The 13,169-nt window shown below is 57.9% G+C and carries 11 protein-coding genes; 7 read left to right on the top strand and 4 right to left on the bottom strand.

The features are described 5' to 3' along the window. Positions 1 to 24 precede the first annotated feature (24 nt). The gene (locus SAS01S_RS01980; protein WP_066803968.1) at positions 25 to 1,008 is read left to right on the top strand and encodes a GHMP family kinase ATP-binding protein; all 984 of its coding nucleotides are present in this window, start codon (positions 25 to 27) and stop codon (positions 1,006 to 1,008) included. Between the two features lie 15 nt (positions 1,009 to 1,023). Next, a complete protein-coding gene (locus tag SAS01S_RS01975; protein ID WP_066803966.1) occupies positions 1,024 to 1,650 on the top strand; it encodes a D-sedoheptulose-7-phosphate isomerase in 627 nt (208 codons plus the stop codon). Between the two features lie 31 nt (positions 1,651 to 1,681). Here the strand turns inward: SAS01S_RS01975 and SAS01S_RS01970 are convergent, their stop codons facing one another. Continuing rightward, positions 1,682 to 2,662, bottom strand: coding sequence for an IS481 family transposase (locus SAS01S_RS01970; RefSeq protein ID WP_066803963.1), 981 nt, complete (start codon positions 2,660 to 2,662; stop codon positions 1,682 to 1,684). 174 nt (positions 2,663 to 2,836) lie between these two features. On the opposite strand from SAS01S_RS01970, the gene SAS01S_RS01965 reads away from it, so the two are divergent. Continuing rightward, entirely contained in the window at positions 2,837 to 3,649 is an 813-nt protein-coding gene (locus SAS01S_RS01965) for a class I SAM-dependent methyltransferase (RefSeq protein ID WP_157082624.1), read from the top strand. A 34-nt stretch (positions 3,650 to 3,683) separates the two neighbouring features. On the opposite strand, the gene SAS01S_RS01960 is transcribed toward SAS01S_RS01965, so the two are convergent. Together SAS01S_RS01960 and SAS01S_RS01955 are read right to left on the bottom strand one after the other, a co-directional pair. After that, positions 3,684 to 4,184 carry a hypothetical protein gene (locus tag SAS01S_RS01960; RefSeq protein ID WP_066803957.1) on the bottom strand — a complete coding sequence of 167 codons (501 nt, stop codon included), beginning with the start codon at positions 4,182 to 4,184 and terminating at the stop codon, positions 3,684 to 3,686. A gap of 123 nt (positions 4,185 to 4,307) precedes the next feature. Further along, positions 4,308 to 6,146, bottom strand: a complete 1,839-nt coding sequence (locus SAS01S_RS01955; RefSeq protein ID WP_084238397.1) for a class I SAM-dependent methyltransferase — start codon at positions 6,144 to 6,146, stop codon at positions 4,308 to 4,310. 236 nt (positions 6,147 to 6,382) lie between these two features. Here SAS01S_RS01955 and SAS01S_RS01950 point away from each other — a divergent pair, with 236 nt between their 5' ends. The 4 genes from SAS01S_RS01950 (at position 6,383) to SAS01S_RS01935 (ending at position 11,751) form a co-directional block, all read left to right on the top strand. Then, positions 6,383 to 7,468: an NAD-dependent epimerase/dehydratase family protein gene (locus SAS01S_RS01950; protein WP_066803952.1), complete on the top strand. Its 1,086-nt coding sequence runs from the start codon at positions 6,383 to 6,385 to the stop codon at positions 7,466 to 7,468. 133 nt (positions 7,469 to 7,601) lie between these two features. Then, entirely contained in the window at positions 7,602 to 8,450 is an 849-nt protein-coding gene (locus SAS01S_RS01945) for an NAD-dependent epimerase/dehydratase family protein (protein ID WP_066803950.1), read from the top strand. A 73-nt stretch (positions 8,451 to 8,523) separates the two neighbouring features. Beyond that, entirely contained in the window at positions 8,524 to 10,752 is a 2,229-nt protein-coding gene (locus SAS01S_RS01940) for a glycosyltransferase family 4 protein (RefSeq protein ID WP_157082623.1), read from the top strand. 105 nt (positions 10,753 to 10,857) lie between these two features. Next, entirely contained in the window at positions 10,858 to 11,751 is an 894-nt protein-coding gene (locus tag SAS01S_RS01935; RefSeq protein WP_084238396.1) for a methyltransferase domain-containing protein, read from the top strand. 122 nt (positions 11,752 to 11,873) lie between these two features. On the opposite strand, the gene SAS01S_RS22345 is transcribed toward SAS01S_RS01935, so the two are convergent. Further along, positions 11,874 to 13,106 carry a hypothetical protein gene (locus SAS01S_RS22345; RefSeq protein ID WP_157082622.1) on the bottom strand — a complete coding sequence of 411 codons (1,233 nt, stop codon included), beginning with the start codon at positions 13,104 to 13,106 and terminating at the stop codon, positions 11,874 to 11,876. Positions 13,107 to 13,169 lie beyond the last annotated feature (63 nt).

The following is a 13,169-nucleotide window of genomic DNA, read 5'->3' as shown; positions in this document are numbered from 1 at the left end:
TCGCAACAATCCGGGAATTGCAACTTGATCATCAGCCAGACCCCCTTGCGCATGAGCTTTGTCGGCGGCGGCAGTGACCTGCCGTCATTCTACCGGCAGTTCGGTGGAGCCGTGTTGAGCACGGCGATCGACAAATATGTCTATGTGAGCGTCAATCGGAAGTTCGACGGCGGAATCCGCCTCGCCTACTCGAAGACCGAGGAGGTCGCTTGCCTCGACGAGATCGAGCACGAACTGGTCCGCGCCACGTTCGACATGCTCGGTGTGCGCGGCGGCGTCGAGATCACGACTACCGCTGACATTCCGTCGCGCGGAACCGGGCTGGGGTCGTCATCGACCTTCACGGTCGGACTGCTCAATGCCATGTCCGCTTATCTCGGCCGCCATGCCTCGGCCGGCGACCTGGGCGAGCGGAGCTGCGAGGTCGAGATCGAACGCTGTGGTCAGCCGATCGGCAAGCAAGACCAATATGCCGCTGCGTTCGGCGGCTTCAATCTTATCGAATTCCGGCAGGACGACAGCGTCAATGTAACGCCCGTGATCATGCCGCGCGACGTTCAGCAATTGCTCGAAGATCGCATCATCGTTTTCTATACGGGGATTACGCGTAGCGCCTCGGCGATCTTGGAAGGACAATCGGCGGAATCCGCGACGAACGTCGACAAGCAGGCGGCGCTGCGCCGGATGGTTGAGCTCGCTTATATCATGCGTGATGAACTCGGCCGTGGCCATATCGACGCATTCGGCGAGATCCTCCATGAGAATTGGGCGCTCAAGAAGACACTGGCCGCCGGCATATCGAATTCGGCGATCGACGGCTGGTACGACCGGGCCCGTGGCGCGGGGGCAATCGGCGGCAAGCTGCTCGGCGCCGGCCAAGGCGGCTTCATGATGTTCTACGCACCCAAGGAGCGTCACGAGGATATCGCGCAGGCGCTGGAGTTGCGGCAAGTGCGCTTTGGCTTCGAGCGGCTGGGCAGCCGCATTCTTTTCTACAATCCCCGCTAAACCCCAGGACGAGGCATGACTTATTTTCCCGACTATGTGATTCCGGATGCTGGCGATTATGCCAGCGAATATTTCGAGCGGCTCGGCAAGGCAGCTGCCACGGTGGATCGCGCTGCGATCAACAAGGCCAGTCGGCTGGTGCTCGAGACCACGCAGGCCGGCAAACGTATCTATTCGTGCGGCAATGGCGGATCGGCGGCGATCGCCAACCATCTCGTGTGTGACTGCCTCAAGGGCATTCGGAGCGACACGACCCTTCGTCCCAAGGTCCACAGTTTCTCGACCACCGTTGAACTGATCACGGCCATCGTGAACGACATCGGCAGCGAGGAGATGTTCGCCTTCCAGCTGGAGTCGATGGCCGAAGGCGGCGACCTGCTGATCGCGATCAGCTCCTCAGGCACCTCCCCCAATATCGTGCGGACGCTGGAACTCGCCCGTTCGATGGGGGTGCGCACGATCGCGATGACTGGCTTTACCGGTGGGCGCTCGCGCGAACTCGCGGACGCAAGCCTGCACGTGACGTGCGAGAATTACGGTATGATCGAAGATGTCCACCAGTCGCTGATGCACATCCTTGCCCAGCATGTCCGCCATTCCAATCTCGACGACCCGGCCAGGCTGGGGCAACTCAAATTCTGATGCGGTGAACAATTCTTCACCTTCGCCGTCCCTAGCTGTGGAGCCTCAACAGGTTGTTCATCGGCTGAGCGAGTCGGCTGATGGGCGGCATGGAGTGTAGGCTGCCGTGGGGTCGGTGCCAGTTATAGTTATGGAGCCAGGGTTCGAGCGCGGCTTTGCGGTGTTCTGAGCTGGGGTATGCGCGGGCATAGGCCCATTCGCGCAGGGAGGTCTGGACGAAGCGCTCGGCTTTGCCGTTGGTTTTGGGGGTATAGGGTCTGGTGCGGATGTGCCTGAGGCCGAGTGCTTTGCAGGCGTCGCGGAAGGCGAAGCTTTTGTAGCATGATCCGTTGTCGGTCATGACGCGGGTGACGGTGATGCCGAGGCTCTGGTAGTAGGCGACGGCGGCGTGGAGGAAGGGGACGGCGCTTGCGGCCTTCTCGTCGGCGAGCAGTTGGCTGAACGCGATGCGTGAGGCGTCGTCGATGCAGACATGGACGAACTCCCAGCCTGCGCCATAACGTCCGCCATCGCGATAGCCGCGTGAGTTGCTTTGTCGTGTCCGGTCGCCGGTGATGCGGTGGCCGACGCGCTCGAAGCGGCCGAGTTTCTTAATGTCGATGTGGATCAGCTCGCCGGGGTGTTCGCGCTGGTAGCGGCGCAGGGGTTCGGGCGGATCAAGGTCGCGTGCGCGGCTGAGGCGGGCCTTGCGCAGGATGCGGCTGACGGTCGCCGGCGAGAGCGCCAGCGCCGCCGCGATCTGCTTGCCGACGAGGCGCTGACGACGCAGCGCGATGACCTGCTCGACTACATCGGCAGCCGTGGCGCGGGGCATCCGGCGTGGTCGTGAGCTGCGGTCGACAAGTTCGACTGGATCTTCCAAACGATAGCGCGCCAGCCACTTGCCGACGGTTCGTGGCGAGACACCCATGGCGCTCGCGACCGCCATGGGCGTCTCGCCGAGCATGGTCACCCGCCGGACGATCTCGGCTCGACTGTAGGGTGTCGTTCGGGCATTCTTGTGGATGTTCATCCGGGCGTTCCTCGCAAGCTGACGTGTCGCAACATCAGTCTTGCCCGGTCACACCGGATGAACAAACCCCTGAAAGCTCACACCTAGAGCCGGAAAGAACGCTCGCTGAAGACATCGGACGCCGTTTTGACTCTGGTGCGCCGGATTCCGGCGGTTCGCAGGCTGGTCGCTCGCGTGGCGGCGATCGAACACACGTCGTTGCTCCACGACGCGAAGGGCGCCGGCGACTTTGCCTGCACCGTCTGCCGGGAAGAGGTCGCGCTGACGCCGTTCGAGCGGCGCACTGACGATCACGGGCAGGTTTACGACCTCTGGATGTGTCTGCGCTGCCACGCGATTCTGAACGCAACGCACTTGCGCAAGGTGCGAGCCGGTGACGATTTCCTGTCGCTGCAGGCGGATTCCTCCAACGATTTCTACGCGGTGGATAGCGCGTATCTCAGTACCGTTGCCGATCAGATCGATGCCTGTGGTTTCTTCGATTATCTATTCAAGGTCTATCCAGGGCAGCGCCGCGGCGTGTTGATCGATTTTGGTGCTGGACGCGGAATCGTCGCAGGCTGCGGCGCGAAATATTTCGAGAAAGTCTATGCAGCCGAACTCAGCTTGAACGTGCTGCGTCAGGTCCAGGCGGTCATGCCGAACCGCGACCGGGTCATCGTCACCGATGATTATAAGAGCATTCCGGCCACGTTCGATTGTATTGCGTCGATGCACGTCCTTGAGCACCTTCCGAACCTGAGGGACATCCTGGATGCCCTTGTCGCGCGCCTTAACCCTGAGGGGACGCTATTCTTCCAGGTGCCGATGCTGCTGCGCGCCCATCTGGTGAGCGTTCACTATACATTCTTCAACGAAGTGTCGGCGCGCTCGCTTTGCCGGCAACTCGGGCTCGACGTGATCAGCATTTCCTACGACAACGATCTCGACTTCCTGAACTGTATCTCCAGGAAGCCGAGCTTAAATGATCAGGCGCGTCCGAAATAACTCAAGCATTGCCGGCACCGGACAGCTGCAACCCTCAGCTTCGGAAGGATCGCGACAGGAAGCGAAACGGCTTGGTGAGGCGCCATGACATGGACTTGCGGATGGACAGGAGCTGGGCGTGCCAGTCCTCCGCGAAGCTTTCTGCGCGTTCCGCACGCTCGCGTTGTTCCAGAATCTCCGCCGACAGGCGCTGAGCCTCAGCCGACAGGTGAGCAATCCGCTCGACCAGCGGGTCGCGGGCCATATGATGCGTCGCCATTGCCCCCAGGAATAGCCGCTCCATGGATTCGACGATGTCGCGGTGGCGAGGGTCATATTGTGCCTGACCGGTGTCGACGGGGGTGTCGAGAGCCGCGGCGATGTCGCGTTTCAGCGTTGCCAGCTCCCGCCGCACGCCGTGCGCTGCATCGCTCGAGACTCTCGCAAAGTCATACGCCTCGAGCCGTCTGGCTTCAGCATCGCTCGCCCGCACCGTGAGCGCGTCGATGATTCCGCGGACATCATCGTGTTCCGATTCAAGGCCGGCATATTTCATGTGCAAATCCCTAAAACGCGCGGAAACAATTTGTCGACGGGCCAATACCTGCTCGCACTCGCCCGTCAATCGCTCGATTCTGGCGTCCCTTGTGGCCGGCACCTCAGCGCGTCCGCTACCCCATCAAGAACGCTTCGGCTTGGACGAGAAGATTTTGGCGATCCTCCGCAAGCTGAAACTGTCCGCCCGCTCGCGTTCCTTCTCGAGCTCCGCCGCAAGCAGACTGACCCGCTCGACCAGCGGGTTTCGGGCGATGTCGTGTGTCGCGGCGGTCCCGAGGAAAAGCCGCTCCATGGATTCGACGATGAAGCGGTGGCGCGGATCATACCGTACCTGACCGGGCTTGCGAGGATTCTCGATAGCTTCGGCGATATCTCGCTTTAGCACTTCCAACTCCAGTCGGGCGCCGCGCGCTGCGTCGCTCGAAACGCGCGCATATTCATAGACTTCGAGCCGTTTCGCTTCTGCGTCGTTCGCGCGAACCGAGAGTGCTTCGATAATTGCCCGAAGACTGTCGCGCTCCGCTTCATGCCCGGCATATCTCGCCCGCAACTCCTCGATGCGCGTGGAGGCATCCGCGACCTGGGACGATAGCATTTGCCGCTCGCCGGCCAATCGCTCGATTTCCGCATCCCTGGCCGCCAGCGCTTCGAGGCTTCTCCGCCTTTCCTCGCCAAGCTCCGCGGAAATGCTCTCCGCTTTAGCGAGCAGGTCGTTGCAATCCGTCGTCAGGCGTTCGATTTCGGTGTTCTTGAAAGATGTCACCAGGGCATGGTGCCCTTCGAAATCGTTCAGCGACTGCTGAAGGTAATGCGCCTTTGTACGAAGCGCTTCCATCTCGGCATTCAGTTGATTCGCACGCCATAGCTCGCTCGAAAGCTCTTCCGCCCGAGCGAACAGAGTGTTGTACTCCCCCGTGATCCGCTGGATCTCTCCGTCTTTGAAAGCGATCGCCTCGATCTGCTGCGCTTCCACGTCTGCAAGGACTGTCTTCAGCTCCTCTGCCTTGCCGCGAAAGAAATTCGCCTGCGCGCTGTTCTCCTCCGATTTTGAGAGGCGTTCGGATAGATCGTTCGATTGAGAGAAGAGAAGGTTGTATTCGCCGGTGATCCTTTCGATCTCCCGATCCTTGAATGCCAGCGCTTCACTGCTGCTCTTTTCCAGATAGGTAGTCTTCTCCCTGAGGTCGTCTTCCGCCTTGTGGAGAATCTCCACATCGCGTTCCAGCATGCGCACATACGCATCGTCGTCGATCGAAAGGGCCGGTTCCATCACGGGCAATGGCATGGTCGGTGACGGTGTGGCGACGACGATGAAGACATCTGCGACCTCCGCGTCGAACTGATCCTTGAGGCAGATCACCCGGTCGAGGACGGAGGGGCGGCCTTGAGTCACCAGCGAGGAGAAATGGTTGTTCTCGACGTAGAACTCGGTCGTGGAAAAATTTCGCTTGAGCAGTGCCTCGAATTCATCGAGCCCGAATTCGTGCGTATGAAAGTGCGTACGCTTCTTCTCGAGCGCGCGTGGTGTAGAGATCACCAATATGCCGTCGGGTTTGAGCGCCCGCCTGATATTCTCCAGCACCTTTTCGGGGTGGTTCACATGCTCGATCAGTTCGAAACAGGTCGCGACGTCGAATTGGACATCGAAGTCGAATGCTTCAGCATTGCCCACATCGAACTGAACGTTGGGATGACTGTAATGTTTTCGGGCGTGGCGAATGGCGGCATCAGACAAATCGAATGCCCGGACCGAGGCTGCGCCAAGTTCCGCAAGGCGTAGTGACCCGTAACCCACACCGCATCCAATATCGATGACGGATTTTTCTTCGATGATTTGTGCAGCGAAAAGATAACGGACAATATGTTCCTGAAACATGCGGGATGCGAAGTTCGGTTCGCAATTGTCCGCGCCGGGAACGATCCTTTCCCCAGTGAAATCCAGCACTTTTTTACTTGCCATGGTGTTCGCACGCCTTCGGAGCTAGGGATTGCCCTATCTTACCAAACCGGTTTTGGCACAAGATCGTCCCGCTGCAAACGAATCCCGCAGATCCAGCGGCTTGTGGGCTCCTGCGATTGGATTTTCCCGAGGTTGTGGTGGCAATGTGCAAGCAGGGCGGCTAGAGCCGCGAGCGTGTATGGGCGAGGCTGGTCGGCGCGGCGTTGCGGCAGTTTTCCGGGCGGAGTTGGTTTGGTTTGAACGTCGATTATCTCGTCACCGGCGGCGCCGGATTCATCGGGTGCGGGCTCGCGGCTGAACTGATGGACCGGCTGCCGGGTGCGCATATCGTCGCGGTGGATTCCCTTCATCCGCAGATCCATCCGGAGTCCACCCGCCCGACGTCCCTGCCGGACCCGGTCGACCTGCGGATTATGGACATATGCGACGGGGCGGCATGGCGCGGGCTGCTGCGCGACGTGCGTCCGAAGACGATCATCCATCTCGCAGCGGAGACCGGCACGGGTCAGTCGCTCGACCTTCCGACGCGGCATACCCATGTCAACGTGACGGGAACGGCCGTCATGCTGGAGGCCCTGGACGAGTCAGGTTCACTCCCGGACCATATCCTGCTGGCGTCCAGCCGAGCGGTCTATGGCGAGGGGCAATGGCTCGACCCCGCGGATGGGTGCCCGTTTCTGCCCGATCAGCGCACGCCCGATCAGCAGCGGCGAGGGGAGTTCGACGTCGTCGCGCCATCGGGCGAGATCGCTACGCCGCTGATGCAGGATCATCGCGATACCCCGTCCCGCCCGACCAGTGTCTATGGAGCGACGAAACTCGCGCAGGAACACGTACTTGCCGCGTGGTGCACCGCCCGAAGCATCCCGCTGTCGGTGCTCAGGCTCCAGAATGTTTATGGTGTCGGACAGTCGCCGCACAATTCCTACACGGGCATCATCGGCCTCTTCCATCGGGTCGCGGCGAGCGGCGAACCGATCGAGGTTTACGAAGATGGCCAGATTGGCCGAGACTTCATCTATATCGACGATGTCGCGCGGAGTGTCGCCGCAGCAGTGATTGATCGCCCCGCCCACTCCCGAACGATCGATATCGGTACTGGCCGCGCGACGACGATCCTGGAGGCCGCGCGGCTGATCGCTGATCTGTACAAGGCTCCTGCTCCCCTGATCACGGGCGCTTTTCGGTCCGGCGATATTCGCTGGGCGGTCTGTTCTGCAGAAGGCCTCGAGAAACAGCTGGAGGTCGCACCGCTTATCGATTTTGCCGAAGGAAATCGCCGCCTTTCGACCTGGTTGCGCGACATCAAAATCATCGGCTAGGGCTGGAAGAATGTGATGCTTTCGATCAATTTTCCTTTGTCGGCCAGTGCATTGGTTTCGATGTCATTGGGCAGAGGTCGGCCCACTGGCCGAACGTTAGCGGCGGTCGACAAGGAGCGGGGTTTGGAAAGCGATGACTAAGGTCCTGGTCACGGGCGCGGCGGGATATATCGGTCTCCATGTCGTTGACGCGCTTTCGAGCTTGGGGGCGGAGGTCGTTGCCGTCCACCGGGGACGGCGACCGTTCGATCGGCAAGTCCGCCAGATCGTCTGCGATTTTGCCGAGCTGGATGCTGCCCGCCTGGCCGAAGGCGGCGCTCCGGATGTTATCTTGCACCTAGCGTGGAATAACGGATTCAACCACAATGCCACGTCTCATATCGACGATCTACCCGACCATGCCCGGTTCGTTCGGCACGCGATTGAGGCGGGCACGCGGCGGTTCGTCGGCCTCGGTACGCTGCACGAGATCGGTTATTGGGAAGGCATGATCGACGAGACCACGCCGAATGCTCCGCGGTCGATGTACGGTGTTGCCAAGAATGCCCTCCGCGAAGTCGCCCGCCTGGAAGTGGAAAAAGCGGGCGGTGTCTTCCAGTGGCTGCGCGCCTATTACATTCTGGGTGACGACGAACGAAATCAATCTCTTTTCACCAAGATTCTTCGCTGGGAGGCCGAAGGGAAGGCGACATTCCCGTTCAACTCCGGCCTCAATAAATATGACTTCATCGATGTCCGCGATCTTGCGCGCCAGATAGCGCTGGCCAGTCTGCAAACCAAAGTCGCGGGCGTGATCGATTGTTGTAGCGGAGTGCCGATGAGGCTGCGCGACAGGGTCGAGGCATTCATCGTCGACAATGCGCTGACCATTCGCCCCGAATATGGGGCCTTCCCGGATCGCCCCTATGATTCTCCCGCGGTCTGGGGCAGCGTCGCAAAGATCAATCGTATATTGGCAGATGCGCCGGAGGCGGGGGCATGAATTGCATTGCGGCCGCGGGCCTCCGCGAGTTCCTGGAAGTCGTACAATTATCTGAATTGGGTAAGGGCTAGACGTGTCATTAGACAAGGTGTTGTTCATTCTCGGGTGCAACGAAGGTCCGAGCGCACGCTATCGCGTTTTTAATCATATCGAGGCCCTGCAGGGCCTCGGCATCGCGGCCGAATGGATGTGGGACATCCATCCCGAGATCCGCGAGGAATCCTATATGAGGGATTTCTCGATCGTGGTGAATTTCCGCGGTGGCTATTCGGACCGGCTCGAAGAAATGCATCGGTTGCTCAAGCGGCTTTCAATCCCCACCGTGTACGACATCGATGACCTCGTGTTCGATCCGTCGCTCACCGATCAGATCGACGCATATCGTAAAATGGACGCTCAAGGGCAGGGCGATTATCTCGCGGGCATGCAGAGCATCGAGCGGGCGATGAAGGCGGCCGACTATGTCACCACTTCGACCTCTTATCTCGCCGACTATGCCAGTCGGTTCACCGGAAAGCCCACCTGGATCATTCCGTTCGGCGTGAACGACCGTCAGGTCGAGATCGCACAGGCCATGTCGGGTTATTCCGCCGGCCCGCGCTTCATCACTTACCTCAGCGGCACCGCTACTCATGAACGCGATTTCGCCGAGGCTGTCGACGCGCTACGCAGGATCCTTGCCGAATATGACGACGTCTATCTGAAGCTTGTCGGTCCGCTCGATATCGAGACTCATTTGCCGGGCCTGCAGCACAAGGTGATCCGGGTTCCGTTCATGGACTGGAAGAACCTCGTGATGGAGGCTGCCAGCGCTTATGTGAACATCGCGCCTTTCGAGGCCGCCAGTCCGTTCTGCCAGTCGAAAAGCGATCTCAAATATGTCGAACCGGCGCTTTCCGGTGTACCGACGATCGCTTCGCCGGTCCGTTCGTTTCAGGACAGCATCACGCATGGCGTGAACGGCATGATCGCCGAAACGGCGGACGATTGGTATGCCGCGTTCAAGGTGGTGCTCGATGATCGGCAATTGCGTAGCCGGATGGGCGCGGCGGCAAAGCGCGACGTCGAGCGTGAGCGGTTTCCCGGTTCGATCGGTCGGAAACTGGTCGATGTCTATCGCAACATCATCGAGTCGCATCGACCGGTGGCGCGGCGATCGGGAGTGCAGAATGTCGCGGCGCCCGATCCCGCCGGGCTGGGAAGCAAGAAGCCGCTTCGGATTGCGTGGGTCATCCCGCAGCCGTTCGAGGCGTCCGGTGGACATCGCAACATTTTCCGGGCGATCCGCTATCTTTCCGAGTTCGGGCATTCCTGCTCGCTTCATGTTCTTCCCGACAATCACCGTTTCAGCCGCGGCGATGAGATCAGGAAGTTCATTGCGGACGAGTTTTTCGACATAATAGCGACCGACGGCGTTTTTCACGGCGTCGACAACATCCCCGAATGCGATGTTCTTGTCTGCACATACTGGACGACTGCCTATGTCGTGAAGGACAATGCCGAAAAGGCCCCGCTGCACGTCTATTTCCTGCAAGACTATGAACCGATGTTCTTCCCGATGGGAACGGACTATGTCCGCGCCTGCGAAACCTATCGGTTTGGCTTCTATCCCATCACGTCGGGGCCATGGCCGCTCCGGATGCTGGAGAAGGAATGGGGAGTCGAGCATGGCGCCTTCTTCCGATTCCCGATCGATCGCGGCATCTATCACGCGCCAGCCTTGCCCAGGTCGAATCCGAGCAAGAGGATCGCGTATTTCGCACGTCCGGACATGCCGCGCCGTTGCTACCCGCTTGGCGTTTCCGCGCTGGAGATCGTCAAGCGCGAGCGCCCGGACGTTGAGATCCTGTTCTACGGCGACAAATCCGAGAAATTCCAGCACGTCCCGTTCGAATTCACCAATGTCGGGATGACCCCGCAGATCAGCGATCTGGGCGACCTGTATCGGTCGGTGGATGTCGGGGTTTGTTTCTCAACCACCAATCCTTCGCTGGTGCCGTTCGAGATGATGGCGTGCGGGCTTCCCGTCGTCGATCTCGACGTGAACGGTAACGAAGTCAGCTATGGCGGGCGGGAAAATTGCATGCTTGCCGCCGCCAGCCCTCGCGATATCGCCGACAAGATCTACGCTATTCTCGATGATCCGGAAAAGGCTGCAGATCTCGCCGGGCGTGGGATCGAATATGCGAGGGAATTTCCGACCGAGGTCGAAATGGTGCGTTTGATCGAAGGCTATATGGTCGATGAGTTCGAGCGCATGACAAATATGCGAAATTTTCCAAATTCGAAGACAAACTTTTGAGTAAAATAGAATTTGTTCTATTACAAATGAGCAGAATAGATGTATCGCTATAATGGCGTCGTAGTTTGTTCGACTCCTCTAAAGGACGTATCTTAACTTTCGGAGATGATCGATTCAATCACCTTCTTGGCGAAAGTGATCGGATCCCGTTGGCTAGATATCTTGGATAAGAGCGGAGAAAAAATCTTGTTGAAAATGGCACGCAATCTGCTGAATCGGGCAGATATCAGTGAAATAAGGCACAATCCTTTCCTGGAATCAATTCCCAACGCAGTTAAGAAAGATCGTTGCGGTGTATGCCACTCAACTGGTCTCGTTAAATATCTCGAGTGCAGGAGCCTGGATTCTGGTTATGCACCATTGTATATGTGTAAAAGCTGCCTTTGTTTATATAATGCGACGGCAGAATTTAACGAGATGGATGTCGTTGAGTGGCAGAAGCGTTGGGCTGAAGATCCGGAATTCTATAAAGTTCCCACAGGCGATGAATTTGTAGCTCTCGTCGACAGAGCAGCTCCAACATTTGAGTGGTTGGAAAACGACTTGGGGGTCAGATTTTCCGGCTCTTACATGGAGATCGGGGCGGGTAGCGGCATCATGGCAGCGTCCGCGTTACGTTTCTTCAGTGATGTCTACGTTCTAGATCATGTGCATGATCGGTTGTTAAAAGTACGCGAAATTGTGGGCGAAAGATATCATGTCATAGACTATGATGATGGACTAAATATCAAGGTAGACACTGTACTTATATGGCATGCAATGGAGCATTTTCTGAATCCTGGCGGCGTGTTCGCATTTGGTGCTGGCCAGCTTAAGAAAAAAGGGTACTTTTTAATGCAAGTTCCGGTGCTTACCGAAGAGCACGTCTATCCAGGGCACTATTATTTTTATAACGAGCTGGTTTTTAAGAGGTTGGCCGAACAAAATGGCCTTTCCATATTAAATTTTTACTACGATCATGCGATGAATGCGATGACTGCGGTTTTACGCAAGAATTAATCGTGTCGTGACGGCCTATGGCGTTAACCATGGGTGTTAGTGGACGTTTCGGCAGATTCCGCTGCTGTAGTGGATAAGGTCTTTACCCTCTGTCGCTTTTCCGGGCGCAAATCACAACTGCGTCAATGTGTATCCAGTTCGGCACCCCACGTAAGATTTACGGGAGCCGCTTTTGCGCTCGAGGTGAGCTTGATCGTGTATTGCTGCCCGGCGATCACATTTGCACTATGAGTTTTGTCGGAGCATGACGTGGCCGCGTCCGAAATTGTGCAGCTCAAAGCGGTTGACGATATGTTCGTTGCGAAGGTGATCGTATATTGCTGGCCGGTTCCGGCAGCAGTGTTGGTAACTACGAAAAGATTCTTAATGGTGGCGTCAAGTGGTGCTACGGCTGCGCACAAGCCGAAGGTGGGGTTGACGCAATTTAGGATGTAGGTCGTGGCGCCGCCAAGTATCGCTATTGCTCCATTGTTACCGCCGATGAAGCTTGGCGCACTGCCTGCGGTAACATTTCCGCTCGCGTCCGTTGTCAGGACGCCACGGCCATATTGAGGAAGCTGAAGCGAGCCTGAGCTTGAGAGTACGAGATGGTTCGCAACTCCGCTCTGCGCCTTGATCGCAAAGCCATTCGTTCCTTCATTCGCGATAAGGTAATCGGATGCATTATAGATTGAAGCAGAATTTGCGCCGGATCCCTTAAAGATTGCACCTCCGGCAGCGCCATTTGGAAATATAACGCATCCCTCAACGACCGATCCCGGGGCACACTGGAGGCCGACGGCCCACGTCCCTCCGGAGTCTCTGTTGATGGATATCGCGCTGGATGGATTTGCGACGGTCCAATTGTTGACGATAAGGCCAGCCGATGCCCCGTTCAAACTCGTGCCGGATCCCGGTTGTATGTCTATTTCGAGCCCGGTTGCTTGGACATTGCTTAAATTCTGATCCGTTGTTGCAACGATATTACTACCAAAAATAACGCTGTTATTCTTTTTGGCCCATCCCCAGGACATATTTCCGACGACTTGCTGAGGAGAGCCGTTATTAATCGCCAGAGACCAAGTGGCTGCCGATCCGGCATTTCCTTTTCCTGTGTCGGCTGGAGTGAATGTTCTAGCCCACCCTTGTCCAATATAGACGTTGTCGTCAAAAAAACCTCCGACAACTGAGATATCGGTGGAACCTTGCCGCCAAGCCGAGTCCACTTGGGCGGTGCTGCCTGCGGTTGGTGAGGCGGGGCCAGCCGTTAGGACGTCGTCCGCTCTCGATATAGTGTACGTTGGTCCAGGGACCGTTTGGCCGAAGCACACTGAAGGGGTGATGAAGAAAAGTGCAGCGAGTGTCTTGTATTTCATGACAATTCTCTCTGTATAAGAAGCATCTCAACCTCATTATCTGCGGCTCGCATTGTTCTACAA

The organism is Sphingomonas asaccharolytica NBRC 15499, from assembly GCF_001598355.1.
Classification (GTDB): Bacteria; Pseudomonadota; Alphaproteobacteria; order Sphingomonadales; family Sphingomonadaceae; genus Sphingomonas; species Sphingomonas asaccharolytica.
Note: the sequence above shows the minus strand (reverse complement) of the source record. Positions and strands in the feature narration are given on the sequence as shown.

What these genes read in the sequence shown, in the direction of transcription:
- SAS01S_RS01975 (WP_066803966.1), top strand. Translation starts at nt 1,024, where the DNA reads ATGACTTATTTTCCCGACTATGTGATTCCGGATGCTGGCGATTATGCC.
- SAS01S_RS01970 (WP_066803963.1), bottom strand. Translation starts at nt 2,662, where the DNA reads ATGAACATCCACAAGAATGCCCGAACGACACCCTACAGTCGAGCCGAG.
- SAS01S_RS01960 (WP_066803957.1), bottom strand. Translation starts at nt 4,184, where the DNA reads ATGAAATATGCCGGCCTTGAATCGGAACACGATGATGTCCGCGGAATC.
- SAS01S_RS01955 (WP_084238397.1), bottom strand. Translation starts at nt 6,146, where the DNA reads ATGGCAAGTAAAAAAGTGCTGGATTTCACTGGGGAAAGGATCGTTCCC.
- SAS01S_RS01945 (WP_066803950.1), top strand. Translation starts at nt 7,602, where the DNA reads ATGACTAAGGTCCTGGTCACGGGCGCGGCGGGATATATCGGTCTCCAT.
- SAS01S_RS01935 (WP_084238396.1), top strand. Translation starts at nt 10,858, where the DNA reads ATGATCGATTCAATCACCTTCTTGGCGAAAGTGATCGGATCCCGTTGG.
- SAS01S_RS22345 (WP_157082622.1), bottom strand. Translation starts at nt 13,106, where the DNA reads ATGAAATACAAGACACTCGCTGCACTTTTCTTCATCACCCCTTCAGTG.